The sequence below is a fragment of the Streptosporangium canum genome, assembly GCF_900113865.1.
GTDB classification, from domain to species: Bacteria; Actinomycetota; Actinomycetes; order Streptosporangiales; family Streptosporangiaceae; genus Streptosporangium; species Streptosporangium canum.
In genome coordinates this window covers 25,186-49,321 of record NZ_FOQY01000022.1, presented here as the reverse complement: position 1 = coordinate 49,321, position 24,136 = coordinate 25,186, and the positions used below count along the sequence as shown (strand labels likewise).

The 24,136-nt window shown below is 69.6% G+C and carries 20 protein-coding genes and 1 tRNA gene; 8 read left to right on the top strand and 13 right to left on the bottom strand.

Annotated elements, in window-relative coordinates; genetic code table 11:
* The first annotated feature begins 108 nt into the window (after positions 1-108).
* A complete protein-coding gene (locus BM085_RS27610) occupies positions 109-747 on the top strand; it encodes a maleylpyruvate isomerase N-terminal domain-containing protein (protein WP_093889811.1) in 639 nt (212 codons plus the stop codon).
* Positions 748-1,050: 303 nt separating this feature from the next.
* On the opposite strand, the gene BM085_RS27600 is transcribed toward BM085_RS27610, so the two are convergent.
* Both BM085_RS27600 and BM085_RS27595 read right to left on the bottom strand, forming a co-directional pair.
* Positions 1,051-2,094, bottom strand: a complete 1,044-nt coding sequence (locus BM085_RS27600; protein WP_093889809.1) for a DUF6461 domain-containing protein — start codon at positions 2,092-2,094, stop codon at positions 1,051-1,053.
* A 77-nt stretch (positions 2,095-2,171) separates the two neighbouring features.
* A complete protein-coding gene (locus BM085_RS27595) occupies positions 2,172-6,281 on the bottom strand; it encodes an Ig-like domain-containing protein (protein ID WP_143121095.1) in 4,110 nt (1,369 codons plus the stop codon).
* Between the two features lie 854 nt (positions 6,282-7,135).
* On the opposite strand from BM085_RS27595, the gene BM085_RS27590 reads away from it, so the two are divergent.
* Both BM085_RS27590 and BM085_RS27585 read left to right on the top strand, forming a co-directional pair.
* The gene (locus BM085_RS27590; RefSeq protein ID WP_093889807.1) at positions 7,136-7,477 is read left to right on the top strand and encodes a hypothetical protein; all 342 of its coding nucleotides are present in this window, start codon (positions 7,136-7,138) and stop codon (positions 7,475-7,477) included.
* Positions 7,478-7,597: 120 nt separating this feature from the next.
* On the top strand, positions 7,598-7,873 hold the full coding sequence (locus tag BM085_RS27585; protein WP_143121094.1) for a hypothetical protein: 276 nt from the start codon (positions 7,598-7,600) through the stop codon (positions 7,871-7,873).
* 86 nt (positions 7,874-7,959) lie between these two features.
* On the opposite strand, the gene BM085_RS44675 is transcribed toward BM085_RS27585, so the two are convergent.
* From BM085_RS44675 to BM085_RS27575, 3 genes are all read right to left on the bottom strand, one after another.
* Positions 7,960-8,050 (bottom strand) — tRNA-OTHER (locus BM085_RS44675).
* 449 nt (positions 8,051-8,499) lie between these two features.
* A complete protein-coding gene (locus tag BM085_RS27580) occupies positions 8,500-8,805 on the bottom strand; it encodes a DUF2470 domain-containing protein (protein ID WP_093889805.1) in 306 nt (101 codons plus the stop codon).
* Between the two features lie 14 nt (positions 8,806-8,819).
* Positions 8,820-9,329 (bottom strand): heme-binding beta-barrel domain-containing protein, encoded by a 510-nt coding sequence (locus BM085_RS27575; RefSeq protein ID WP_093889804.1) that lies wholly within the window; start codon positions 9,327-9,329, stop codon positions 8,820-8,822.
* Between the two features lie 67 nt (positions 9,330-9,396).
* On the opposite strand from BM085_RS27575, the gene BM085_RS27570 reads away from it, so the two are divergent.
* Positions 9,397-9,759 carry a DsrE family protein gene (locus BM085_RS27570; RefSeq protein ID WP_086575956.1) on the top strand — a complete coding sequence of 121 codons (363 nt, stop codon included), beginning with the start codon at positions 9,397-9,399 and terminating at the stop codon, positions 9,757-9,759.
* Positions 9,760-9,835: 76 nt separating this feature from the next.
* Here BM085_RS27570 and BM085_RS27565 read toward each other — a convergent pair whose 3' ends face one another.
* The 4 genes from BM085_RS27565 to BM085_RS46940 form a co-directional block, all read right to left on the bottom strand.
* Positions 9,836-10,552 (bottom strand): type 1 glutamine amidotransferase, encoded by a 717-nt coding sequence (locus BM085_RS27565; RefSeq protein WP_093889803.1) that lies wholly within the window; start codon positions 10,550-10,552, stop codon positions 9,836-9,838.
* Positions 10,542-11,831, bottom strand: a complete 1,290-nt coding sequence (locus BM085_RS27560) for a MurT ligase domain-containing protein (RefSeq protein ID WP_093889802.1) — start codon at positions 11,829-11,831, stop codon at positions 10,542-10,544. The genes BM085_RS27565 and BM085_RS27560 overlap by 11 nt, the downstream gene beginning before the upstream one ends.
* 226 nt (positions 11,832-12,057) lie before the next feature.
* Positions 12,058-15,027, bottom strand: a complete 2,970-nt coding sequence (locus tag BM085_RS27555; RefSeq protein ID WP_093889801.1) for an ATP-binding protein — start codon at positions 15,025-15,027, stop codon at positions 12,058-12,060.
* Between the two features lie 172 nt (positions 15,028-15,199).
* Positions 15,200-17,134, bottom strand: coding sequence for a hypothetical protein (locus BM085_RS46940; protein WP_281249873.1), 1,935 nt, complete (start codon positions 17,132-17,134; stop codon positions 15,200-15,202).
* Positions 17,135-17,308: 174 nt separating this feature from the next.
* Between BM085_RS46940 and BM085_RS27545 the strand changes: the two genes are divergently transcribed.
* Genes BM085_RS27545 through BM085_RS27535 form a run of 3 tightly spaced genes read left to right on the top strand, consistent with a single transcriptional unit; the run spans position 17,309 to position 19,796 of the window.
* Positions 17,309-17,956: a hypothetical protein gene (locus BM085_RS27545; RefSeq protein WP_093889799.1), complete on the top strand. Its 648-nt coding sequence runs from the start codon at positions 17,309-17,311 to the stop codon at positions 17,954-17,956.
* Positions 17,956-18,612, top strand: a complete 657-nt coding sequence (locus BM085_RS27540; protein WP_093889798.1) for a hypothetical protein — start codon at positions 17,956-17,958, stop codon at positions 18,610-18,612. The genes BM085_RS27545 and BM085_RS27540 overlap by 1 nt, the downstream gene beginning before the upstream one ends.
* The gene (locus BM085_RS27535) at positions 18,609-19,796 is read left to right on the top strand and encodes a hypothetical protein (protein ID WP_143121093.1); all 1,188 of its coding nucleotides are present in this window, start codon (positions 18,609-18,611) and stop codon (positions 19,794-19,796) included. Before BM085_RS27540 ends, BM085_RS27535 begins: the two co-directional genes overlap by 4 nt.
* Here the strand turns inward: BM085_RS27535 and BM085_RS44670 are convergent.
* Positions 19,786-21,090, bottom strand: a complete 1,305-nt coding sequence (locus BM085_RS44670; protein WP_177245301.1) for a hypothetical protein — start codon at positions 21,088-21,090, stop codon at positions 19,786-19,788. The genes BM085_RS27535 and BM085_RS44670 overlap by 11 nt on opposite strands.
* Before the next feature lie 212 nt (positions 21,091-21,302).
* Positions 21,303-21,854, bottom strand: a complete 552-nt coding sequence (locus BM085_RS27525) for a TetR/AcrR family transcriptional regulator (protein ID WP_093889795.1) — start codon at positions 21,852-21,854, stop codon at positions 21,303-21,305.
* A 60-nt stretch (positions 21,855-21,914) separates the two neighbouring features.
* On the opposite strand from BM085_RS27525, the gene BM085_RS27520 reads away from it, so the two are divergent.
* Entirely contained in the window at positions 21,915-22,919 is a 1,005-nt protein-coding gene (locus BM085_RS27520; protein WP_093889794.1) for a DsbA family protein, read from the top strand.
* 73 nt (positions 22,920-22,992) lie between these two features.
* Here the strand turns inward: BM085_RS27520 and BM085_RS27515 are convergent, their stop codons facing one another.
* Both BM085_RS27515 and BM085_RS27510 read right to left on the bottom strand, forming a co-directional pair.
* Positions 22,993-23,289 carry a DUF1416 domain-containing protein gene (locus BM085_RS27515; RefSeq protein ID WP_086577614.1) on the bottom strand — a complete coding sequence of 99 codons (297 nt, stop codon included), beginning with the start codon at positions 23,287-23,289 and terminating at the stop codon, positions 22,993-22,995.
* The gene (locus tag BM085_RS27510) at positions 23,289-24,128 is read right to left on the bottom strand and encodes a sulfurtransferase (protein WP_093889793.1); all 840 of its coding nucleotides are present in this window, start codon (positions 24,126-24,128) and stop codon (positions 23,289-23,291) included. Before BM085_RS27510 ends, BM085_RS27515 begins: the two co-directional genes overlap by 1 nt.
* Positions 24,129-24,136 lie beyond the last annotated feature (8 nt).

Here is a 24,136-nt window from a genome sequence, read left to right as displayed (position 1 = left end):
TCGCCCGCCCCGTCCGGCCGCTGGGCCGTACCCTGCTGTCCGCAACCGTTGCCGACGGCGGATGCCGTCTGGCTCGCACAGCTGGAATTCACTGGAAGGAGTAGGGAAATGACCGACACCAGAGCCGACTTCCTGTCCACTGCCCGCTCGGCTGCGGATCTGCTGCGCGATTCGGCGGTCGCCGCCGCTTGGAGCCGGCCGAGCGCACTGCCGGAGTTCAGTGTGGCCGCTCTGGCGGGGCATCTGGCCTACCAGATCCTGGTCATCCCACAGCTTTTGACCAGCCCGGTGCCGCAGGAGGAGACCGTCGCCCTGCTGGAGCACTACAGCCGGGTGCGCTGGATCGGCGCGGACCTCGACGACGACATCAACGTCCGTATCCGGCGAGGCGGCCAGGAGATCTCGGCCGAAGGACACGCGGCGCTGGTGGCGCGCGTGGATCTGGCCCTCGGAGAACTGGACGGCTCCCTCGTCTCGGCGACGAACCGGCCGGTGCGCATCTCGCTGTGGGGACCGTGGTCACTGGTGCTCGACGACATGCTGATCACCCGGATGATGGAGCTCGCCGTCCACTCCGACGACCTGGCGGTCAGCGTGGGCATGGCGGCACCCACGCTCCCGCCTGGCGCCGTCAATACGGTGATCGGCCTACTGGCCCGCCTGGCCGTGCGCCGCCACGGCCCAATCGACGTCCTCCGGGCGCTCAGCCGCGCCGAGCGCGCCCCGGCCACCATCGCCGCCTTCTGAGGCCGGGGTCTCCGTATCGGCGGCCTATGTGGTGAGGGTGTTGCCACCCCCGCCTGCGCACGATCACCCCGCTCGGCGAACATGGGCGGCATGACCACAGACCTCCCCGAGGATCCGCCGGCCGATGAGCCGCCGGAGTGGCTCCATGACCGCATCATGGCCACCCTCGCACCACGGCTGGAGCAGCTCCGCCAAGGCCGCCGAGGAAGAGCACGCCGAGCAGTAGCCGTCCAACGTGCCGAACGCCCTCACCTGCGGTGAGGGCGTTCGTGTTTCGTAGCGTGGTGGACCGGCTGCTCCAGGTCAATCAAGGATCCGGTGCAGGCAATTACCCAGGATGACGACGGCGGCCTTCTGAGCGTCGGCGAGGTATCCCATATAGGCATGCTCAGCAACCTTGCGCGAGGATTCCGCGAGATCACTTTCTAACCCATGCAGGACCACCTCCGCCGCGTGCAGGCGAGAAGCGTCCTGCGGGTGAGGGCTGTGCCGCAGGTCATCGCGGAGCGCCCCAACGCGGCGGCGTGCCTGGATCCGCCGGCCCACGGCATCGGTGCTATCGCCGTCGCCGGAGAGAATGGCCAGGGCCTCCTCCACCGAAGGATGGTCCAGATCGGAGCCTTGAACGACCAACCGGACCAGCAGGTAGCGGATCTGCGGAATCGTCGCCGGGGACGGATCGCGCACGACCGCGCTGATCTCCGGGTCTCGCAGTATCGGGTGGTCGCGGTACTGCTCGGGGATGATGTCATCAGGGAGCGGGGACGTGACGAGCAGGCGGACATGGCCGGTGTCCAGGAGCCACTCTTCGGTGAGGCGCTCGCCCGTGATGCGCTCAACGAGGACCAAAGCGGCGGCCTGGCGGGCCAGGCGGTCGTCGTCTCCGGCCGCGGCCATGATCGATGCCGCGTCCGCCACAGGCAGGGCGGCGAGTTTCTCGCCGGGCTCGGTGCCCAGATCGCAGGTGATGGCCGGTGCGCCAGTTGCAACGTAGGACAGCAGGTCGATGCCGGGACCGTTGAGCAGGACGCTCACCGCCCGGCCCTCCGCCGCGAGCGCTCGGAGGACCTCCGGCCTGGACCCTTCGGCTCCGTTGGGCTCAACCACAAGGGTCCACCGGCCGACCACGCCTACGATCAGCACGGGCAGCACGCCGGGGATGTCGGCGCTGTGCTGCTCGATCTGGGCGTCTTCGACGTTCATGGCCTCCCCCAAGCCGGGATCAGCGCCGAATGCTCGCGCCACCGCGTCGAAGTCCGGCAGATCCGACCAGGTCAGGCAGGTGGAGTCCTCGGCGAACCAGGCCGAGACAAGCTCACCGTAATGAGCGAAGTCATTCTGCAGCATGCTCCATTGTCCAGCAGAAGACGGAGCCGGCGGGCGCTCGCAGAAGCAGAAAGCGCCCGCCGGTCACGCGCCGACCTCTACTGGGGAGGCTGGCCGCTGTAGATCTTCACGTAGAAGGTGTCTCCGGGGAGGACCCGATATCGCTGCCAGAAATTGCTCTGTGTCGCTCCTGCTGCGGTGTTCGGTGTCACCGGGATCAACTCGATCGAGTAGTCGAATGTATCATTCGCCGCACCCTCCAGCGTGTTGGCGAAGGGGTACTCGTCACATTGCTTCTTCGTTCTTTGGAAGTAGTCTGCACCGTAGGCATGATCGCATGCAGCTTGTACGACCTTCCTGTTCTCGTACTCGGTGTCGCCGGCGTGGTTTCCCGGCCATGACCTAGTGAGCGGTGTCGGGCTGAGCGGATTCTGGATGATCCGGTCCGGGCTGCCAGGAATCTTCTTGCCAGAGGTCATCGCCTTCTTGATATGCGCCGCGTGATCCTTGATATTGTTGGTGATGGTCTTGCCCTTGTACACCAACTTGTCGGCCGTGCTCAGCCCCAACGTCGGGGTGACGTTATCGAATATGCACCCCCCGTAGTGCATGAGGTTGAGGTCCGAGGTGTCGCAGCGGAAACTCTTCTGGAGCGCGACCTTCTCATGGGGCTTGTTGTAGATATATTCATCGTCCTCGCCCACGAGTTCACCATCGTAGTAGAGGCGGGGAATGAGTGTGCAGGTCGCCACGCGATTGACGCCCTTGGACGACAATTTATCCGAGGTGAAGCGGAAGTGGTGCTGGGGGTTTGTATCCCACTGCTCAAAGGTTCGGCTTTGCGCCGAGTTGTCATGGCCTGCCAGCGGCTTGCAGGCGCCGCCGGGGTCACTCTTCACCTCGAAGTCGATGGCGAGTTTTGACTTTTTGAACATGCCGTCAGAGTCAGGCATTCTACGGCTGGGCGTCACCTTGTCGATGAACGCCCAGACCTCGACGTTCCTGGCCCCGACCTCAGCCTTCGCCTTCGCCGCGTCCAGTTGGGCCTGGGTCATGCCCTTCCTCTTGCTTACCTTGTTGCCCACTACAGTGCGGATAGCGTAGCTGAACCGCCACTGCATGTAACCTGTGGTGGCCTCGACCTCGACTATCCCGATCTTCCCGCCTTTCTCCCGTGACTGGCTCATGTACCAGGAGCCGCACCAGTTGAATGAGTTTTTCGTATAACCCCCCGGCTTGCTGGCCAGGTTTATCTTTTCCCAGCACTGGGCGAAGTTGATCGGGTCGTAGGGAAAGTCCGGCGGAGCGAACTGAGCCTGCGCGTCCTGAGGCGCGGCGGTTGTGACCTTCGCCTTTCCGGAGTCGGCCTGCTCTTTTGCCTGGTTCCGCGTCTTGGCGAGGATGTCCGAGGGGCGCTCGCCTGCAACAGTGCTCCAGCAGTATCCGCGAGATTCCCAGCCCTTGGAGTCCGCCCCCGGTTCACCTCGTGTCTCCCCGGTTCCGAGCTTCAGTGCTGCCCACACATAGTCGTTGTGCGTGACATAGGTGCCTTCGCTGTAGGTGGTGCCTCGGGTCCATTTCGGGCTGCGAGCGCACAGCGGGTCGTAGGTCCGGGTTGGCGTTGGCGTTGGGGTTGAGCCGCCGCCGCAGGCTCCCAAGTCCTTCCAGCCCGCATACACTCCGGGCTCCTCGCCGGGTTCAGCCCATTCGTGAGTGAGCTGCCACACGTGCCCCTTCCAAGACACCTTGGCGTCGTAGTAATACTCCTCAGCAGGTGCCCATGCAGGCTCCGCACAAACAGTCGGCGTTGGCGTCGGGGTAGGGGTTGAGCCGCCGCCACAGGCTCCCAAGTCCTTCCAGCCCGCATACACTCCGGGCTCCTCGCCGGGTTCAGCCCATTCGTGAGTGAGCTGCCACACGTGCCCCTTCCAAGACACCTTGGCGTCGTAGTAATACTCCTCAGCAGGTGCCCATGCAGGCTCCGCACAAACAGTCGGCGTTGGCGTCGGGGTAGGGGTCGGGGCAGGTTCATCGCCAATGGTGAATGACCAGGTGTGCGGTGCGGGCATCCGGTTTCCCGAGGTGTCCCTGGCTTCGCTTACCTCCGCTGTGTAGACGACGTTCGCTGTGAGGGGTGAGGCGGGGACGAGGACGGCGGTGGTCTGGGCGGCGTCCATCGTCATCTGGCCGGGGACCTGTGTGCCGGCCGCGTCCTTGAGCAGGAGTTGGACGCCGGAGACCCGCTCGTTGAACGTCGCCGTGACGCTGGTGCCTACAGGAACGTTAGTCGTCGCGTCGGCCGGGGCGGTGCCGGTGACGGAAGGCGGGGTGGCGTCCGGCTCGCCCGTGGTGAACGACCAGAAGTACGGCGACATGGTGTTTCCGGCGATGTCGGTGGCACCGGTCACCTCCACCGTATGAACGGTGGTCGGCGCAAGCGGCTGCGCCGATGTGAAGGTCACCAGCCTGGTGTCAGCGCTTGCCGGAAGCGTCCCGTTGATCACTGCGCCCGACTCGTCCTTCAGGGTGATCTGCGCGTCAGTTACCCGCTCGTTGAACAGGACCTCGATCGGCATGGTTGGGGTGACACCGGTGGCGTTCGCGTCTGGCCCATGCTGATCCACCCTCGGTGGTTCGTCGGGGCTGGGATCCTCTTCCTCCGGGTTTTCACCGTCGAGCGGCAGCGAGCCCTCCGGTAGAACCTCGAAGGGGTCTGCTGCCTGGGTCCGGACTGCCGCCGCCTCCTCGATGGTCGTGGCCGGAATATCGGGCTTGACCGGGGATACCTGAGTGACCAGCTGGGCCGCCTCGGTATTGGTCATGTTTTCCAGATCGATCGGTTCGCGCGAGATGAAGGTGTGTTCCTCCACTTGCTGCGGCGCTGGCTCGTAACCGATGACGAGTTTGGGGCCGTGGGCGTCGCCGCTGGAGATGTACTCCTTCGAGCGGTACGCGCGCCAGTTGGTGTAGTCCGATTCGTTGCCGGCGGTGAGCTGGAATCCGTAGTTGGGCTCGCCATCGGCCCAGTCTTGAACGATCGGGTTCACGTAGTGGATCAGGTCATGCTCATAGTTCATGTAGCCGCGGCTGCATCCCGGCTTATACGCACCGTTTTCGGTGTCGGCGCCATCGCTGGTCACCGTCGGCTGGTTGCTCCACGTCAGCGTAGAGACGTCCCAACGCTGCGTGATCCTACGCGCCGTGATGCCAGAGCCGACGACCTCACCGCAGTCGTTGGAGTCGATGTTCCAGAGAATAAGGTCGGCGTTGGTCACCCGCCCGCCGCGCAGGGGGGAGTCCTCAGTGATGTCGTCGAAGCGGATATAGGTGCGCCAGCGTACAGTTCCTTCGTTGGTCTTACCGGCCTGCAGATGGTAGGCGCCGCTGTTGGCGTAGCCGTTCTGGTAGGCGGAGTTGTTGATGAACGTGTCATTGGCGTTTGACAGCTGCATCCAGTCGGTGCTGGCGACGACGAGGCTGAGCGGGTAGGTGACGGCCGGGTCGGCGAGGAAGCTCACGTCGGGTTTGTACACGAGCGCCTGCCCTGCCGCGGTCTTCTCCACCGCGGCAGCCACCTTGCCGACTCGCCCCTCCTCGCCAACGCTGAGATTTGCGTCGGCGTCCGTCAGCAGCGGGGCCGGGATCTCGGTTGCGCGGCGTTTGGTCTTGGCATCGCTGTCATGCAGGGCCAGCTTTCCCGAGGAGGTCTCGCCGAAGGAAAGGCCGGCGGGCAACTGGACGGGGACCGAGAGTTGCAGCGGGTTGACCGGTCTTTCCCTGATGATCACTTCTTGCCGGAATCCCGTCGGCGTCGCGATGACGGCGAGGTCGACGCCGGGACCATAGGCGTTGGCGTACTCGGCCCTGTTGCCCGACAGCTTCGGCGCGGGCAGCTTCTGGGGAGCGGAGATCTTGATCGTCGACCCGTCACGCTGGCTCGCCGCGGTGAGCAGGTCGGTGCCACCACCAGGTGAGAGCGTGAGACCGGCTTTGGTGGCGCGCGGCTTGATGGTGCCGTTGTCGGCCACCAGCGTGGTGTCGACCGGCTGCCAGACGCCGTCCCGCTTGAAGCGGATGGGGTCGGTGTAGAACTCGGTGGTGAGAGTCTTGCCGTCGGGGTTGGCGAAGTAGGTCGCGCTCTCCGAGCGCAACGACTCGATCTCGACGCGTTTGTTCTGCTCCTTGGCCTCCTGCTGTGCAGCGTTCACTGGAGGGGGGGCGGTTGGTGCGGCTGTCTTGGGAGTGGAGAGTGTAGAGGTGGGGGCGGCAGCGGCGGGTAGTGCGGCCAGCAGGGAGGCTGATAGCCCGAGGGCGGCTATTAGAGAGGTACGGCGGTAGCTGCGGGCTAACACACCGGACATCGATTTCTGCGTGTTCACTCCGACCTTTCTCGAACGTTTGTAGCAAACCGGGTGATCTTTACACAAGGTCGAAGTAAAAGTAAAGATCATTTAAGGACGTAAGGCGTCGCTCAGCGTGACCTCAGCACAAGAAGGTCGCCGCAGACCGCATCGGCAACTCAGTGTTCGACCAGCTCCAGCCCCTAAACGACGGGGGCGGTCCTGTTCGCCTCTGGGACAGCGGCACTGACCGGTCGGACAATATGCCCCGCCTACTCCTGCCTTAAAGGACGAACCGGCAGGACACTCAATGGCCGGAATACCAGTCGAGGGAATCGACAGGGAAAGGATCGCCGGACACGCCATGCTGGCCTGGGTGGACGGCCGCACCGCCTACTACGAGGAGGCACCGTGAACACCGTCATCGTCAGATGGTTTGAGGGGCTGCAGTCGTGAGCGAGGTCATCATCACGGGCGCCGGCCGGTGAGCCCCTATCTCGGGAATTGGCAGAGGAGTGGGATGCCGTCGACATTGGCAACACCGCATTCCTCAAAAAGGTGATCGCCGAACGCGGGTGGCCAGGCAAGGACATGGTCGGCGAGACAGGCGCGCATGCCGCGTGGCTGCTGGCCCAGCACACCTACACGAAGGCAACCTGCTCGTCAGCGACCGCGGGGTGCGGCTCATCGACTGAGGGCTCGCCAGCCAGGGCGCCGCCCGGGTGGAGACCGCTCTCCTGATCCCGCGGCTGATCCTCCCCGACCACACGCCGGAGCAGGCCGAGGCACCCACCGAGCAGGCGCCCGCGTGGAAGGCCGCCCCTGAGACCGCGGTCACCGACCTCGCGGCCGTGTGGTCGCTGTTCCGGGAGTACGTGGCCCGCAACGGGCCCGAGCGCATCCGCGCCTCGCGCGCCCACGCAGCAGAGGTCGGCCGGGCATGGCTGGAGTACCGCACCAGCTGCCCCCTGGAGCCCCAACGGATCCACGCTCACCGGCCAACCAGTAGCCCAGGGCAGCCGTCTCACAGGCGACACATCACCCCCATCATGGCCGAAATATAAAAGTGCCATCATGGCCGAAATATGGAGAACCGGTATCTCCTCAAGCCCGGTAGCCGGCGCTCATCTGAAGGTGTTCTCCTTCCCGAATGCGAGGAGTCACCCACAATGAAGATCCGCCGATTGCATTCCGCTGTACTCGCCGTGGCGCTGGGCGCCAGTGTCCTCGCCAGTACCCCCGCCTTCGCCGCCACCCAGACCAGCGCGGCCGTGGCCGCCGGGACCTGGCCGACACCGGACTGGTACTTGCAGGGCCCCTACCAGACCCTGGCCGCCTGCGACCTCGCCTACGATGACGCTGCGCAGAACGGTCAATACACCGGGCTCGCCTACTGTCACTGGTTCCGCGGGGGTGGCCCTTATCCGGCGGGCTTCTACTACGAGGTGTACATCCCTTGAGCTTCAACGGGTGGGAACGATCCACGAGGGCGAATGCGGGCATGAGACGGAAAAGAAACCCTCGCCGCCCGTGGGCGGCGAGGGTGTGGTGCTCTCGACCGGATTCGAACCGGCGTCCGGCGCTCCCCAGATGCTGCCAGGGGATGCGCCGATCTTGGGCCACTAGACGGCAAGAGCGTCCCGGCGCTGTACCGCTTCTGTTCCCATCGGCCCTCTGAGCAGGGTCTCAATGGGGCCCGGGGCGAGGTCGCCGGATGGGGCGGAAAATCATTTGCCCGGTCCGAGCTGGGAACGTAGTCTCGGGGCACGCCGAAAGGAGGTGGTCCGAACAATGGTTGATCATAGTTGGGCTAGCGAGGTGGCTGTCCGCTAGGACGCCGTCGCTCCGGACTCTGTCCGGACGTCTGGCGACGTTCGGCGAATCCACGACAATCACCGGAACCCCGGGCTGCCAGAAGACGGGTTAACCCTTATCCCGCCTTTGGTCCATCTGGCCCTCCTGCACGGCAGGAGGAGCAGGCCCGGGGTTCTTCCCTTTTTCCGGGCCCCTCCCTTTCCGAGGCCCCTTTATCCGCCAAGGCCCCTCCCGCGATCTCCTCCGGTTCCGGAGGCCCCGCCGCGGGCGGTCAGTGCTCGCCGCGGGCGGGGACGCCGAGGGCGGCGCAGGCCTCCTGGTAGAGGCGGACCACTTCCGTGCGCACCTGGGCGCGCTCGGTCAGCGTGGTGCCCCACGGGACCCGGACCACGACGTCCTGACCGCCCACCACCGCGGCGAACTCGATCGCCTCCGCGTCCACCCCCGTCGTCGTCGCGCCGGTGGCCTCGGGCTGCCCGCCGAGGCCCTTGCAGATCAGTAGCGCGTCATCACCGTGGTCGTCGTTCATATGACGTTTGATGGCGTTGACTACTTCGGGGGTGAAAGGGGAATTCATGCCCCAGATCGTAGCTAGTCGACCTCGGGCACGAAGTCGGCCACCTTCTTGAGCTCGGCGGAGATGTGCGACTGGAGCTGCTGTCCCACCGCCGCCATGTCGTAGGCCCACATCAGGTTGCCGTTGACCAGGCCGTAGAGGCGGTGACCGGCGGTGTACTCCTTGGCGGTCCCGGTGCGCGCGACCACGTCGGTCCGTAGCTCGATCTTGTTGAAGACCACCTCGCCGAGGTAGATCTCCACGATGCCGGTCGGATGCGACAGGCACACCTCCAACTGGCGGTCGGGCAACTGGCGCCAGAAACCGGTCTCGGTGCCCAGCGGGCGGACCTTGGCGCCCGCCTCGTCGAGCAGCCAGGTGCGACTGGTGTAGGTCAGAAAGGGCTTGCCGTTGTGACCGAAGACGATCTCCTGGCCGAAGTTGAAGCTCTCGATCGTCGGGTATCCACCCACCCCGGCACCTTCCCACCGGCCCACGAGGAAGGCGATCGGCTCAAGGTCGGGATGCAGTTCGGGAACGTCCATGAATCCGAGCCTAGAGCCGGCCCGGCACGGCTCGCGCCCGGGACACGGACCCGCATAGGCTTCAGGCATGGCACGATCACTGGTGATCAAGGTGACCGCCGGCGAGGACGCACCCGAGCGCTGCAACCAGGCGTTCACGGTGGCCGCGGCGGCGTTGGCGAGCGGGGTTCCCGTCTCCCTCTGGCTGACCGGCGAGTCATCATGGTTCGCCCTTCCCGGACGGGCGAAGGAGTTCACACTGCCGCACGCCGCCCAGCTCGGCGACCTGCTCGACGCGGTGCTGGCGGCAGGCCGGGTGACGCTGTGCACGCAGTGCGCCTCCCGGCGCGACATCAAGGTGGACGACGTGATCGAGGGCGTGCGCATCGCGGGCGCCCCCACCTTCGTCGAGGAGGTCCTCGGCGAGGGGGTCCAGGCGCTCGTCTACTGACGGAGCCCGGCACTCGTCCGCCGGCTGCCAGGGCCGCGCTCCCGGAAGGGGTGCGACCCTGACGGCCGGTCCGCTCTCAGCGGGGCAGCACCGCGGCCAGCCGCTCCTGGCGGAGCCGTTCGAACCAGGTGTCGTCGATCGGCGGGAGCTGGGCGCCGACCGCCCAGCCCAGCAGGAGGTCGGCGAGGCCGGGGTTGCGGGCGAGCGCGGGGCCGTGCAGGTAGGTGCCGACGATCCTGCCGATGTGGCAGCCCTCGGTGCCGTCGCCGTTGCCGGTGCCGATCGCCGTACGGGCCAGCGGACGGACGCCGGCGCCCAGCCGGGTGACGCCCATGTGGTTCTCGAAGCCGGTCAGCGTCGGGATGCCGAGCGCCGGGTCCGCCTCACCGGCCAGCTCTCCGACCGCGCGGCCCTCGCCGCGGCCGCTGGCGATGTCGATCAGCCCGATGCCGACGACCGGCTGCCCCTCCTCGCCGCCGAACGTGGTGCCCATGATCTGGTAACCCGCGCAGACGGCCAGCAGGGCGGCGCCGCGCGCGACGGCCCGGTGCAGGCCGCCGTCCCGGCGCAGCCGCTCGGCGGCCAGGATCTGCGGCCGGTCCTCGCCGCCGCCGATCAGGTAGATGTCGCCGCCCTCGGGCACCGGGTCGGCCGAGCGCACGTGAACGGTCTCGACCGGGATGCCGCGGCGCTGGGCGCGCTGCTCCAGGACCAGGACGTTGCCCTGGTCCCCGTAGGTGCTCAACAGGTCCGGATAGATCCAGACGAGTCGCAGGGCGCTGTCAGACTGCACGACCGAACTCCGATCGAATCTGCTGGAAGGCGGTGTAGTTGGCGATCACGTCGACCTTGCCCGGCGGTTGCGCGGCGAGCGCCTGCTCGAAGGAGTCGGCCAGCTGGAACGGCACGCCCGCCACGTCCAGCCGGAGCGCGAGGTCGAGCCGCCGCTCCCCGGCCACGTAGACCGGCCTGCCGCGCAGGACGCGGTAGTCGACGTCCCACAGCCAGGAGGTGTCGCGGCCGTCGGGGCCCTGGGCGTTCACCGACAGGATCACCGGCAGCGAGCGGTCGAGCACGTCGAACGCCTCCAGCCAGCCGGCCGGGTTCTTGGCGAGCAGCAGCCGGGCGTGCCGCCCGTCGCGCTGCACGGTGGTGTAGCGGCCCGCGACGGAGGTGACCTCGCGCAGGCGGGGCAGCGCGCGCTGGACCGGCAGGCCGAACGTCTCGGCGGTGGCCAGCGCGACCACGGCGTTGGCCCGGTTGGCCCGGCCGGGGAGCTGGATGTCCAGCACCCAGCGCTGCCCGCGCGGGTCGATCACCGCGTCGTCGTCGAGGAACCAGGACGGCTCGGGCCGCCGGAAGGTGCACTCGCGGCAGGCCCAGTCGTTCTCGGCCGTGCGGGAGGTCACCATGCCCGAGACGTGACCGCCGGGCGGGGTGTACTCCATGCCCTTGCGGTCGAGCGGGCCGCCGCACTCGGGGCAGCACCAGGAGTCTTCCTTCCACGGCTGCCCGGCCGACACCCAGGTGACCCTGGCGGCCGTGGAGGCGCCCCAGGCCACCAGCGGATCGTCGGCGTTGGCGATGACGTGGGTGTTCTTTCCGGCGAGCGCCCGGCGCCACTTCTGGGCCAGCAGCCAGATCTCGCCGGCCCGGTCCATCTGGTCGCGGCTGAGGTTCATCAGGACGATCACACCGGCGCCGGTGGTGTTGATCACCTCGGGCAGGTATTTCTCGTCGACCTCCAGGACGCCGTAGGGGGCGTGCTTGGCCGACGACAGCGCCGAGACGTGCCCGGCGGGCATGTTGGCGCCGAAGGCGTTGGTGGCGACGTCGCCGAGCTCCTGCAGCGCGGAGGTGATCAGGCGGGTGGTGGTGGTCTTGCCGTTGGTCGCGCTCACCAGGGCCAGTTTGCGGTCCTGCGCGAGCTTGCGCAGCAGGTCGGGCTCCAGCGCCAGGCCGACCCGGCCACCGATCACCGATCCGTCGCCTCGGCCGGTCGCCCGGGACAGGGTGGCGGCCGTCCGGCCGAGCGCACTCGCGAGCTGTGCCCGCAGCGGAAGCTGAGTCATGCCGTCTCCTCGCCTAGCCGCCTGTCGCAGGACGACTCAGCGATCCGGACCTGGTTCGCCGAATCGTTCATGCCGCAGATCCTAGCCGTGGTTGGGCGCTGGCACCGTCCGGCAACGCCCGGTGCCGCCCTCCGGCGACGCCCCGCGCCGGCTCAGGTGGGACGCGGGCCGTGCACCGGCGGCCGGGGCAATCCCCACAGCCCCGGTTCCTGGCGCGGGCCTCCCACTACTCACTGAAAGCGAGCTCGGCGGTCTCCGGTGACGCCGCGTCGAACGGCAGCACGAACCGGTGCGGCCAGGACAGCACACTCTCCATCCATCCCGCGCCCATCGTCTGAGCAACGTGCCGGAGCCGCTCGGCCGGGTCGACGCCGATCGTCACCATGAGGATGTCCCGCTCCACCCCCTCGCGCTCGTCGTCACCGAGGATCACGCGCCAGGCCAGCGCCCGGTTGCGGTCGACCTCCATGGAGAGCGGGTGATGGCGCAGCGCCTTGGCCCGGTGGCCGAGCAGCTCGGCACCGTTGGCCGGCCGGCTGAACAGCGCGTACTCCATGACCGGCGCGGGACCGCGCGGGTTGGGCGCGGGCTGCCCGTAGGGGAACACCCGGTCCACCTCGTGCAGCCAGCGGACCTGCGGGATGACCCAGGCCGGACCGGGCCGCTCGCCGACCTCGCGGTCGGGTCCCAGCAACCGGGTCGCGGCCATGGCGACCTGCTCGGTCAGCTTCAGCGGGTCGCTGACGGTCCGCAGCGACCACGCACGGCGGCCCACGCCGCGCTCCACCGCCGTGGCGAGCAGGCACTCGCGCCGCCGCAGCGGGAGCTCGGCCCAGAGGTCGGCCAGCACCCGGGGCACCCCCGGGACCGGCCGGTCGGTGCAGAAGGCCAGCACCAGGGTGTCGGTCCAGATCCGCAGCCAGGCCCATTCGGGCGCGTCGGCGAGCAGGTCGGCCTCGCGGAGCTCGACGAGCGTGCACGCCCGGCCCGTCCTGCACTCCTGGCCGCACGCCGCCGAACGGCGGCCGCAGATCGGCGGCATGTGACCGGGGATCAGCCGCTCGCGGTCCTCCCCCAGCGGCACCTGGACCCGGAGCGGCCGGTCCATCCCGTCGGCGAAGATCGCCGCGACCCCGGGCTGCAACGAGACGACCTGCCTGGACTGCTCCTCGCTCAGGTTCATCGCGGCCCCGACGAGCTGCCGGTCGTCCTCGGCCGGGAGCCGGTGCACGACCTTCAGCGCGGTGTTCTTCACGACGTCGGAGACCAGCTTGGTGGGGATCTGCTCGGCCACCACGATGCCCTCGCCGTACGCGCGGATCTCCGCGAGCATGCCCGCCAGCAGCTCGACCGCGTGCGTGCTGGCCCGTCCGGCGCCCCGGTCGCGGAGCAGCCGGTGCGCCTCCTCGATCACGATGACGTGCCGGAGCCCGCTGCTCCGCTCCTTCCTGGCCCGCATCCGCAGGTGCTCGACGATCCGGATGATCAGCGTGCCCATCAGGAACGCCTTGTCCTCGTCGTTGGCCACGTCCTCGATGGCGAACACCACGTTGCGCTGGAGCAGGTCGCCGATGTCGGCGGGGTGACCGCCCTCGAAGAAGCGGCCCGCCGAGCCGACCCGCAGCGACCGCAGCCGCAGCGAGATGAAACCCTCGACGTCTGCCTGGACCTCCCTGCCGTAGCCGATCTCCTTGATCACGTCCATCGCGTGCTGCTGCAACTGCTCAAGAGTCGGTACGGCGGGCCGCACGGCCGCGCCGGGAGCCGCCCAGCCGGTGACCACGTCCCAGCCGTTGGCCTCGTAGACCCGCTGCAGGGCGAGCGACATGATCTGGGGGAACGGCTCCTCGGCGTCGAAGGCCGCCATGAACAGCGCCCGCACCATGTCGATGTGGGCCTGGACCGGATAGCCGGGCTCCGGGGCGAGCGGGTTGACGCTGAACGGCACGCTGTCCGGGGCCGACGGGTTGATCACGGTCACCGGGGCCAGATGCTCGACCCGGCCGCCCATCGCGGCGTACTCGGACTTGGCCGGCTCGATGGCCAGCCACGGGATGCCGGCGCCGGTGAGCTGCTCCAGCAGGTGCCTGACGGTCTGGGACTTGCCCGAGCCGGTGGCCCCGGTGATGAACGCGTGCCGGTTCAGGGTGGCGAGCGGGACCTTGAACGAGCCGACCGCCCTGTCCTGGCCGTCCAGGATCGACCCGAGATCGACGGTCATGGCGCCGGGGGTGACGTCCGCCTCGCTGGTCACGTCGAAGAAGCCGGCGTCGAGCACCCGGACCCCCGGCACCTCCCGCCGGGGCAGCCCGGCGAGCGCGGCGAGCGCCCCGGCGGTGGCCGCGAACGGAGCGGCGGTGCCGTCGGCGGGGTCCTGCAGGGTCACCGAGAGCGCGTCGGCGAAGCCGTACACCGGGCCGGACAGCGCGCTGCGCAGGCGGTAGGGATGGTGGCTCATCTCGGCGGAACCGACCAGCACGGGAGCGATCTGGCGCAGCTCCTCGGGGCCGGCGGCGCCGGCCAGCACCCGCACGCTCCAGAGCCCGGCCTCGCGGAAGGCGTCCAGCTCCTGCATGCGCCGCTCGGCCCGCTCGGCGTCGTAGCGCGAGCGCTCGGAGGCGTCGCCGTACTGTCTCAGCACGTTGAGCTGGGTCCGCAGGTGCGCCACCTCGGCGTCCAGCAGGTCGGTCTGCTCGGCCACGACCAGCCAGGCGAAGGGCCGGGACATGAGCGTGACCAGCGTGGACTCGAAGAGCGTGGGCCGCTTGATCTCGTCGGCGTCCGGCTCGCGGCGGCCGCCGAGCGGCGGGGCCTGCCGTCCCGGGCAGATGGTCCAGGCCAGGTCGGACAGGTCGCGGAGCCATTCGTCGCCGATCCGCACCCCGCGTGCGCCGCTGGGGAACAGCAGCGGCTCGGGACCGGTGGGGACCTGCTCGCTCTCGACGGCGGCCCGGCGGGGCGGGCGCGGCGGCGTCAGCGGCCCGGCGTTGGTGATGAGCTCCAGCGGGGCACCGGAGCCCCGGGAGAGCCAGCCCGCCACGAAGGGCCGGTTGCGCTGGGCCGCGGAGAGCACCGCGGGCAGGACGGTGACGAAGTCCCATTCCGCCGACGAACTGCGTGATGGCGCCGCGATCGCCTGGATCCGGTACCAGGGACCGGTCAGGCTGGTCGGCGGACGGGACACGCTTGGCTGCATTTGGTCTCCACCCAGGGGTCCCGGCCCGAGGCCGGGGGGTCGACGCTTCACGGACAGCCCCGCCGTACCGGGCGACGGGGTACCGGGGGCAGGTCACCCCAACAACCAAGGTCGAACCTTCCGAGGGGATCGCACCCCCGCATTGGCCAGGCCATTACCACAAACGGACGCTTCATTGGCGTCTGCGCCAGTCGAGCCTGGGCGGCGGCGGACCGAGGTTCGGCGGCGCGTCCTCGAAGGGGCTCGGCTCGCGGGGCTCCTCCCGCGGGCCGCGGTCCAGCGCGGCTTCCCTGATCTCGTCGAACTCCCCCAGAGTCGTCTTCGGGAAGGTCAGTATCGCCGGGTTGGCGTCGGCGAGGCGGACCCGGCGTCCCTCCGCGGTGGCGTCGGTGACGATCACCGAGGTGGTGGGGAGCTGCTGGAGCTGGTGGGGCTCGACGAGGAACTCCCGGGACCGGTGCAGCACCCGTTCGGTCTCCCCCATCGCCTTGCTCGCTCGGCGGCCCCACTCGGTGGACTCGGTGATGTCCTCCTTGAGGTCCGTACGGCTCACATCCCGCTCGTCCTCGCCCTCCTCCGTCTGGCCGACGGTGGAGACGTAGCCGCCCTCCAGCCCGGCCCCGGCGGCGCTGATCGTCTCGGTGAGCTGGGCGAGCTCCAGGCGGTGCTCGGTGCCGACGTGCTCGCTGGCGATCCGGGCGTCCTCGGCGTTGCCCAGCCGCATGAACGTCACCGCCGCGTGCCCCCGGCCGAGCCGTTCCCGAACGGTCGGGGTGAGCGACCGGTAGGTGAGCACCAGCCCGGTCCTGGAGGTCTCGCAGGCGTCCATCAGCCGGTCGAGCACGTCGCCGCGGAGCTTGTCCGCGCCCGCGACGATGATCGTGTGGTACCACGGCCGCGTGGAGGCGGGCGACTGGCGCAGGATGTGGGTGAGCGCGGTGGCCACGTAGGTGCCGAGGACCCGGTTGCCGAACACGCCCGCCTGCCGGTCCATCGACACGACCCGCAGGCGGGCGGGCGGCAGCCGTACCGCCTCCGAGCCGAGGGTCTCCAGCTTGCGCAGCTGCGACTCCAGCGCCCAGGCCCGCTCGATCACCACCCGGTCGCTGACGCCCCGGCCGAACAGCGTGCCGATGCGCTCCAGCTGGGCCGCGGTGATCAGGCCGAACCTGAGGTCGTCGCGCGGATCGCCGACCTGGGCCAGTGCCCGGAGGGCGGCGGTGACCTGGTTGATCGTGGCGTTCTCGCCGAGGACCTCCAGCACCCGCTCCAGGATCGCGTTGTCGAACGACAGGTCCCTGGTCGTGCGGTGTTCCTCACTGACGCTCACGACGTGGGCGAGCACGTCGGCGAAGGCCTCGGGGGCCAGCGTCGCGCCCAGGTCGAGTTTGGGCAGGTCGACCGGGAGCACCCAGACCAGCGGGTCGTCGCCGCCCCTGCGCGCCAGCTCGACCAGGTCCTTGGCGATCGCGCCCTCGGACAGGTCGAGCACGGTCAGGTGGCCTCCGCTGTAGAGCCGGGTCGCGCCGAGCAGGGTGATCAGCGCCGACCAGCCGGGCAGCGTGCCCCCCGCGACGTCGATCCGGTCGATCTCGTCGGGCACGGCCACCGCGTACCAGGTGAGCTGGCGGTCGTGGCGCTCCTTCTTCTCCGCCCACTCCCGGTAGCGGACGGCGTGCTCCTCCTGGGCCTGGAACAGGTCCCTGTCGCGCTCCTCCCGCTGCCGGTCGCCGACCGCCTGGCGCTCCCGGATCCGGTGGCGGACCGCCCGGTCGCCCTGGCGGATCGCGTAGGTGCAGAAGGCCGCGACCCCGCCGGTGGCGATCAGCCCCACCGCGGCGAACGACCAGCTCAGCAGCTCGGTGACACCCAGGAGCAGGATCAGCACGACGAGCCCGGTCACGAACATCCTGAAGATCTTCACCGGCCGGTTGAGCAGGTCCTCGTTGAGCCGTTCCCTGCGCACCCACTCGGGATCGACCGGGTCGGCGGAGTCCTCGGCGGGGGAGGGGCGCTTGGGCGCCGGACCCGGATCAGGGTGCAACAGGGCATACTGCCAGCCCAGGTAGATCCGGTCCGCCTGGAGCTGCGCATGCTCGGGATGCACGTCCGCCACGGAACCTCCGCCATAGGGCTCTCGCCGCCTCGGTGACAGCGTAAGAGTTGGACCTCCTATTCGGGCAGCGTTCCCGCCAATCTGCTGCATTTTCCCCATGTTCAATGACACTCACGGGATGAATGAGTCGGATGGGGTGGAGGTCAGCGATTACCATCCTTTGTCATGACGTCTCCCCCCGGTGGCGAAACCGGCAAGCGGCGCCCGATCGCGGTGCCGGTCGCCGCCCTGGTCATAGCCACCGGCCTGGGAATCACCGCCGCCCTCGGCGGATTCGCCGAGGCCTCCGAAGCACCTCCCCAGCAGCTCGGCCCAGGTTCGAGCCTGGACCAGGGCGAGTTCACCACCAAATTCACCGAGGCCCGATCCCTGTTCCAGCGCGACCCGTTCGGCGGCGAGGGCAAACGCTTCCTCGAGATCGAGCTTGAGGTCACGAACAAGAGCGACGAGACCACCGGCGTGGGAGCCCCGGGCAGGGGCAAGACGCCCGGCTTCATGTTCGCGCAGTCCCTGCTGAAGATGGACCCGGAGATCGGGGGCGACCTCGGCCCGACCGTCTCCGTCCCGGACGAGGGCGTGCCGAGCAGGCAGCTCCACCCGGGGATGACCTCCACGGTCGTGGTCAGATACGAGCTGCCCGCGGGGGACCGCCCGCCGAAGCAGATCAAACTTGACGTCGGCGTCTTCGAGGAGCCGGAGACGTTCAACATCGACCTGGGCTGGGTCCTCGTCAAGGACGGCGACGCCGACGACGCCCCGCCCAAGGTGGCGGCGCAGGTCACCCTCCCCGTCAATCAGGGGGGAACCCTGTGATGAGCACCGTGACCCCGGCCCGGCCCGAGACGGCCGCCGGCCGCCGGGCGCCCGCGGCTCCGGGCCGATGGCGCCGGGCGGGCGTCCTGGCCGCCGGTGCGGCACTGGCGGTCGCGGCGGTGGGCCTGCAGACGACCGGCCTGGACCGGGAGGCGCGGACGGCCCACCTGACCTGGACCGGAGGTGTGGGGGACCAGGTCTCCGCCTCCCGGTTCTCCGCCCGGGTCAAGGCCGTACATGTCGCCAAGGCCGTCGAGAGCGCAGGGCTGGACGGCAAGGTGGAGCAGGCCACCACCTCCGGGGTCTTCGTGATCGCCGAGGTGGAGGCGACGGCCAACCGGGAGCCGCAGAAGTTCGGCACCCCGGCCCTGCTGACCGGGGACGGCAGGCGTTACGCGGCCACCGACAAGGTCGACGCCTCCCATACCATCACCAACCCCTTCATCCAGGTGGGCTGGTGGGTCGGGAGCGTGGCGGTGTTCGAGGTTCCGGCGGCGGCACTGCCCGGATCGCGGCTCGTGCTCGCGCCGCGCAACGGATTCATAGGAGAGGCGCTGCTGCCCGAGGTGGAGATCGACCTGGGCTTCGACGAGGCCACCGCGGGGCGCCTGATCTCGAACGCGAAGGACGTCTACCAGTTGGCGAGCAAGAAGTGACGGGCACGCCGCACCCGGAGAACGAGGGCCGTCCCGACTGGTTCACCCCCCAGGAGAACCGCTCCCCCGCGGAGCCCCGCCCCCCTGCGGAGACCTGGCCCGCCGGGGAGACCTGGCCCCCTGCGGAGAGCTCCCCCTCTCCCACCCCCGGAGCGCACTCCGGACGGCCGCCCGCGTCCGGCGCGCACACCGGGCCACCGCCCGTCCCCGGCGGCCGTCCCCCCATGCCCGAGAACCGTCCCCCCGCCCCCGCCCGGCCGGCTCCCGCGCGCACCCCCGGAAGACGCCGGGAGGCTCCCCGGAGACGTTCGGGTGGGACTCCGCCCCCGCAGGCGCCGGTCGACGCCGGCTGGACCCCCGGTCCCCGGCGGACCTTCTCCGACGAGCAGGTCTGGCCGCCCGTGCCCAAGCCCGCCGGCGAACCTCCGGGCGCCTCGACCCAGCCGTTCCCCGCCGTCCCGGGGCCGCCGCTGCCCAGACCCGTCACCCCCGGCGTCCTCGGCGCCGGGAGCGGAGCCGCGACGGGAACCGGGACCGCGGCGGAGGCCGTGCCCGGAGACAGGGCCCCGGCGACGCCGGGGGAGGCCGCCGCGGCCGCCCCCGTCCCACCGCCGCGACGCCGTACGGCACTGCGCGTCGGCGGCGCGGTCCTCGCCGTGGCCGTGGCCATGGGCATCCCCACCTGGCACGGATACGTCTTCTACCGGAGCGGCAACCCTGCCTACCAGGTCCACACCGTGGCCGCCGGAGGCACCGGGACGCTCATGAACGTGGCCTGGAAGGTCGGAGTCGAGCAGACCGACAGCCTCCCGGGCGCGCGCCCGATCAAGGCCGACCAGCGGTGGCTGAAGATCAAGGTGACCAGGACGTCCCTGAACACCGAGGGCGTCATCCGGCGGGGAGACCCCGAGATCAAGGTCAAGCACCCCGACGGCCGCGCGTGGCAGACCGAGGTCGTCGACAGGAGCCTGCCGGTGGAGGTCAAGGACCACAAGGTCGGCGTCGGCTATGACTACAACGTGGTCAGCCTGGTGCCCGAGCAGGTCGCCGGCGAGGTCGAGGTCGAGGTCCTGCCGAGCACGATCCGGGTGCCGCTGGAGGAGGAGTCGGTGGAGGATCTGTTCAAGCGGGCGGGGACGGAGAAGACCGAGCCCCAGGACCAGGTGCTGCTGTTCAGGCGGTGACCGCCTCCCCCGCCTCGCGGCCGCGGGTGGCGGCGATGTCGAACGTAGCCGCCAGCAGGCAGGTCGTCAGCACCGCCACGAGCAGATCCTCGACGAATTCCAGGGAGGGGGCGATGACCACCCAGAGGAAGGGCTCCTCGCTGCCGATGAGCGTCCGCACCCCGCGGTCGGCGTAGTCGGTCCCCACTCGGAGCGCCACGTAGCAGAGGCAGAACATGCCGAAGAGCGCGGCGCCGCCCCGTGCGGCGAGCCGGAAGGCGTTCGCGGGCGGGACCCAGCGCTCCTGGAATCCGGTCGTGGCCCGCGTCATGGTGGTACGGGTCAGGGAGTGCGTCTGCTCCATCCGGTCGGCCACGGTGTCCAGCCGGGTGCCCCGCACGACCGCCCGGGTGTCCTCAGCGAAGGCCCCGTAGACGAGGGAGGCGACGGTGAGCCAGGTCAGCGGCACGATCAGGCCGTCCACGATGTGCGGCCAGACCTCGCCGACCGACTCCCAGAACCCCTTCCACCACGGGATGGCCTTCTCCGCCTGCTCGATCCAGCCGGCGACCATGGTCGTGACGGTCCGGTGCGAGAGCCAGTCGGACCGCGCGCCGACGAAGGCGATCGTCGCGTTGAGGCCGTAGAAGGCGAAGGCCAGCTCGAAGAAGGTGGTGAGCACGCCGCTGCCCCTGACCTTGCCGTTGGCGTGCCACCAGCCGAACAGCGTCTTCAGCAGGTAGGCGGCCACGGCGATCCCCAAGGAGATCCGCACGTCCAGCCCGACGAGCCCGCCTGCCCCCTGGGCCGGGGTCTCGGCGAGGGTCCCCTGGAGATCCTCGTCGGCATGCGCCGTGAGGTCGAACATGGCGAACTCGCGGGCGTCCTCGCGGTGGAAACTCCAGGCCAGATAGATCGTGGCGAAGACCAGCGTGGCCCGGTTGAGCGCGCCGAACATGCTCTCGTCGGCCTCGCCGCCCTCCCGCCGCGCCCGGATCTCCCAGAGCGCTCCGCGCACCGAGTGCAGCATGCCCACCATGACCACGAGCTCGTTCAGCACGATCAACGTGAAGATCAGCATCGTGAGGACGTACCGCAGCTGCTGGTAGTCACCGCGGGTGATCTCGGGGCCCAGCCACATCAGAGCGGCGCGGACCGCCCGTCCCGCCGAGAACCACAGCACCAGCGAGATCGCGCAGGCGCCGAGAATCCTGAGCGTGTGCAGGGGCAGGGTGTAGACCGAGAGCGAGGCCGGCGCCTGGCCGGCGGCTTGCGACGGGGGCGAGGGCGGCGGCATGACAGACGTTCCGGACACCCGATGAATCGTAGCGACCCGCCGTCACCGGCCACAGCGAAACACCCACGCGATCCGGCCCAGGTCCACGCGTCCGGCCCGCTCCGGCCCAGGTCCGCACAGTCCGGCCCACGTTCACACAATCCGGCCCACGTCCACACGGTCCGGCCCACGTCCACACGATCCGACCCACGTCCGCACACCTCGCCCGCTCCGGCCGTTTCCCGCCGGGCTCAGCGGATCAGACCCCACGTCATCGCGGCGATCTCCCCGGCCGGGCGGGGCGGGTGCTCCTCCAGCCAGCAGGTGACGACCCCGATGAGCGCGCCCGCCAGGTAGTGGGCGTGGATCTCGGGCGGCACGTCGTCGTGGCCCGGGGGGCGGGAGCCCGCCGCGAACGGGCCGCGCAGCTCCACGACCAGCGCCTCGCGCAGGCGGGCGCAGAAGCGGGCGCTGCCGTAGGGCCCGAGCATCCGCCGGTACAGCGGAGCACGGGCGCCGACGTGCTCGAACAGGGCAACCAGCGACGCCGGGACCGGCCCGGCCTCCCGGTAGGGACAGCGCGCCGCCTCGGCCGCCAGCTCCCCGACGGCCGCCTCCATCGCGTCCAGCACGAGGTCGTCGCGGTCGCGGTAGTGGACGTAGACCGTGGCCCGGTTGACGTCGGCCCGCTGGGCGATCTCGGCGACCGTGATCGAATCGGGGTCGCGCTCGGCGGAGAGCTCCAGGACAGCGGCCCGCAGGCGGGCGCGGGTCCGGCGGATCCTCGGATCGTCGGCAGTCATGCCCACAAGGCTAAGCGACAACTGTCGAATAAACGACGGGTGTCGTTTGTTACACCGGTCATGAAGCGCATCGAAGTCTGGGCCGACATGGTCTGCGCCTGGGCCTACATCGGCAAGCGACGCCTGGAGAAGGCCGGGTTCGGCGAAGACGTGGAGATCGTCTGGCGCCCCTTCCAGATCGACCCGATGGCTCCGGCCCCGGCCGAGCCGCTGTACGAGGCACTGCGCGACCCGGTCGCCGACGGGGCCCTGCGGGCCTGCCACCCCGACCTGACCCCGGCGGAGAACCGGGTCCGTGTCTCGCTCGTCGCGGCCGAGGAAGGGCTCGGCCCGCCCTGGGGCGCCGTCTGGCGTCCGAACACGTTCGACGCCCACCGGGTCATCGCCCTCGCCTACCAGCGGGGCGGTCCGGCCCTGCAGGACGCCGTCGTGGAGCGGATCCTGCGCGCCCACTTCGTCGAGGCCTCCGACATCGGCGACCGGGCCACCCTGGTGGCGCTCGCCGCCGAGGCGGGCCTGGACGGCATGGCCGGGGCGCTCGACGCGGGAGAGGGGGCGAGCGAGGTCCGCTCCCGGCTCCTGCGCGGCAAGGCCGTCGGCGTGGCCACCTCGCCGACCTACGTCGTGGGCGGCACGGCGGTCGCGGGCGCGCAGTCGCCGGAGGTCCTCCGGGACCTGGTACGGCAGGCCGCCCCCGAGCGCGAGCTCCCGGACGAGGTCAGGCTCCTGCGCCAGGCCGAGTCCCTGCTGGACGTCCGGGACCCCCTGGGCGCGCTGCGGACCCTGGAGCCCCTGCTGGCCGACCACGGCGACGACTCCGCCGTCCGGCTGCTGGCCGCCCGCGCCTACTTCGGCTCGGCCCAGCTCAACCGGGCGAGGGAGACCCTGGAGGCCCTGATCGATCGCGCGCCCGGCGATCACTACGCCAGGTTCCTGCTCGGCAGGACCCTGGAGCGGGCCAACCGCCACGCCGAGGCCCTGCCACACCTTCGGCTGGCGGCGGTCATGTCCGCCGACCCCGGCTACGCCGACGCGCTCCATCGCGTCGAGAGCCGGGTCCCGTGAAACCGGATCCGGATCCGAAACGGCTGAGGGCCGGCACCCGCGACGGGGTGCCGGCCCTCGGCCGTGACAGGGGTCAGACAGCCACGGCGAGCTGGGTGACCTCGCCCAGGCGGGCCTGGGCCTTGACGTCCTTGGTGACGCCGCCGCCCGCGATGATGCGGACGGTCCAGTCACCGGGAGCGGCGAAGAAGCGGAAGATGCCCTCGTCGGACACCACGACCTCGCCGGTGAACTCGCCGGAGTGGTCCAGCAGCCGGGCGTAGGCCGTGCCCGCGCCCGAGACCACTCCCTGGATGACGGCCTGGGTCGAAAGGTCGATCCCGGCCGGAAGAGCAATCGTCTGTTCCGGAGCAGCGCAACCCTGAGTCATTATCGAGCCTCTCCCAGTTCGATCGGCACGCCCACCAGCGAGCCGTACTCGGTCCACGATCCGTCGTAGTTCTTGACACTTGCCTGGTCGAGAATCTCGTGCAGCACGAACCACGTGTGCGCCGAGCGCTCGCCGATGCGGCAGTAGGCGATGGTGTCCTTGCTGAAGTCGACGCCCTCGCCCTCGTAGAGGGCCTTCAGGGCCTCGTCGGACTTGAAGGTGCCGTCGTCGTTGGCCGCCTTGGACCACGGGATGTTGCGGGCGGTCGGCACGTGGCCACCGCGCTGCGCCGCCTCCTGCGGGACGTGCGCGGGGGCGAGCAGCTTGCCGGTGAACTCGTCGGGCGAGCGCACGTCGACCAGGTTGAGCTTGCCGATCGCGGCGAGGACGTCGTCGCGGAAGGCGCGCAGGGAGTGGTCCTGCTCCGTGGCCTTGTATTCCGTCGCGGTGCGCGAGGGAACGTCCTTGACCAGCTCGCGGGAGTCGAGCTCCCACTTCTTGCGGCCACCGTCGAGGAGCCTGACGTTCTCGTGGCCGTAGAGCTTGAAGTACCAGTAGGCGTAGGCGGCGAACCAGTTGTTGTTGCCACCGTAGAGGACCACGGTGTCGTCGTTGCCGATCCCCCGGGCGGACAGCAGTGCCTGGAAGCCCTCGCGGTCCACGAAGTCACGGCGGACCGGGTCCTGGAGGTCCTGCTTCCAGTCGATCTTCACGGCGCCACGGATGTGGCCCTTGTCGTAGGCACTCGTGTCCTCGTCGACCTCGACGAGGACGATGCCATCAGTGTCGAGGTTGGCCTCGACCCAGTCAGCGTCCACCAGTGCGGCGGAGCGGCTCATGGGATCCT

Coding starts and splice junctions, on each gene's coding strand:
- BM085_RS27610 (WP_093889811.1), top strand. CDS start 109: ATGACCGACACCAGAGCCGACTTCCTGTCCACTGCCCGCTCGGCTGCG.
- BM085_RS27600 (WP_093889809.1), bottom strand. CDS start 2,094: ATGCTGCAGAATGACTTCGCTCATTACGGTGAGCTTGTCTCGGCCTGG.
- BM085_RS27580 (WP_093889805.1), bottom strand. CDS start 8,805: ATGAATTCCCCTTTCACCCCCGAAGTAGTCAACGCCATCAAACGTCAT.
- BM085_RS27575 (WP_093889804.1), bottom strand. CDS start 9,329: ATGGACGTTCCCGAACTGCATCCCGACCTTGAGCCGATCGCCTTCCTC.
- BM085_RS27570 (WP_086575956.1), top strand. CDS start 9,397: ATGGCACGATCACTGGTGATCAAGGTGACCGCCGGCGAGGACGCACCC.
- BM085_RS27560 (WP_093889802.1), bottom strand. CDS start 11,831: ATGACTCAGCTTCCGCTGCGGGCACAGCTCGCGAGTGCGCTCGGCCGG.
- BM085_RS27555 (WP_093889801.1), bottom strand. CDS start 15,027: ATGCAGCCAAGCGTGTCCCGTCCGCCGACCAGCCTGACCGGTCCCTGG.
- BM085_RS27545 (WP_093889799.1), top strand. CDS start 17,309: ATGACGTCTCCCCCCGGTGGCGAAACCGGCAAGCGGCGCCCGATCGCG.
- BM085_RS27540 (WP_093889798.1), top strand. CDS start 17,956: ATGAGCACCGTGACCCCGGCCCGGCCCGAGACGGCCGCCGGCCGCCGG.
- BM085_RS27525 (WP_093889795.1), bottom strand. CDS start 21,854: ATGACTGCCGACGATCCGAGGATCCGCCGGACCCGCGCCCGCCTGCGG.
- BM085_RS27520 (WP_093889794.1), top strand. CDS start 21,915: ATGAAGCGCATCGAAGTCTGGGCCGACATGGTCTGCGCCTGGGCCTAC.
- BM085_RS27515 (WP_086577614.1), bottom strand. CDS start 23,289: ATGACTCAGGGTTGCGCTGCTCCGGAACAGACGATTGCTCTTCCGGCC.
- BM085_RS27510 (WP_093889793.1), bottom strand. CDS start 24,128: ATGAGCCGCTCCGCCGCACTGGTGGACGCTGACTGGGTCGAGGCCAAC.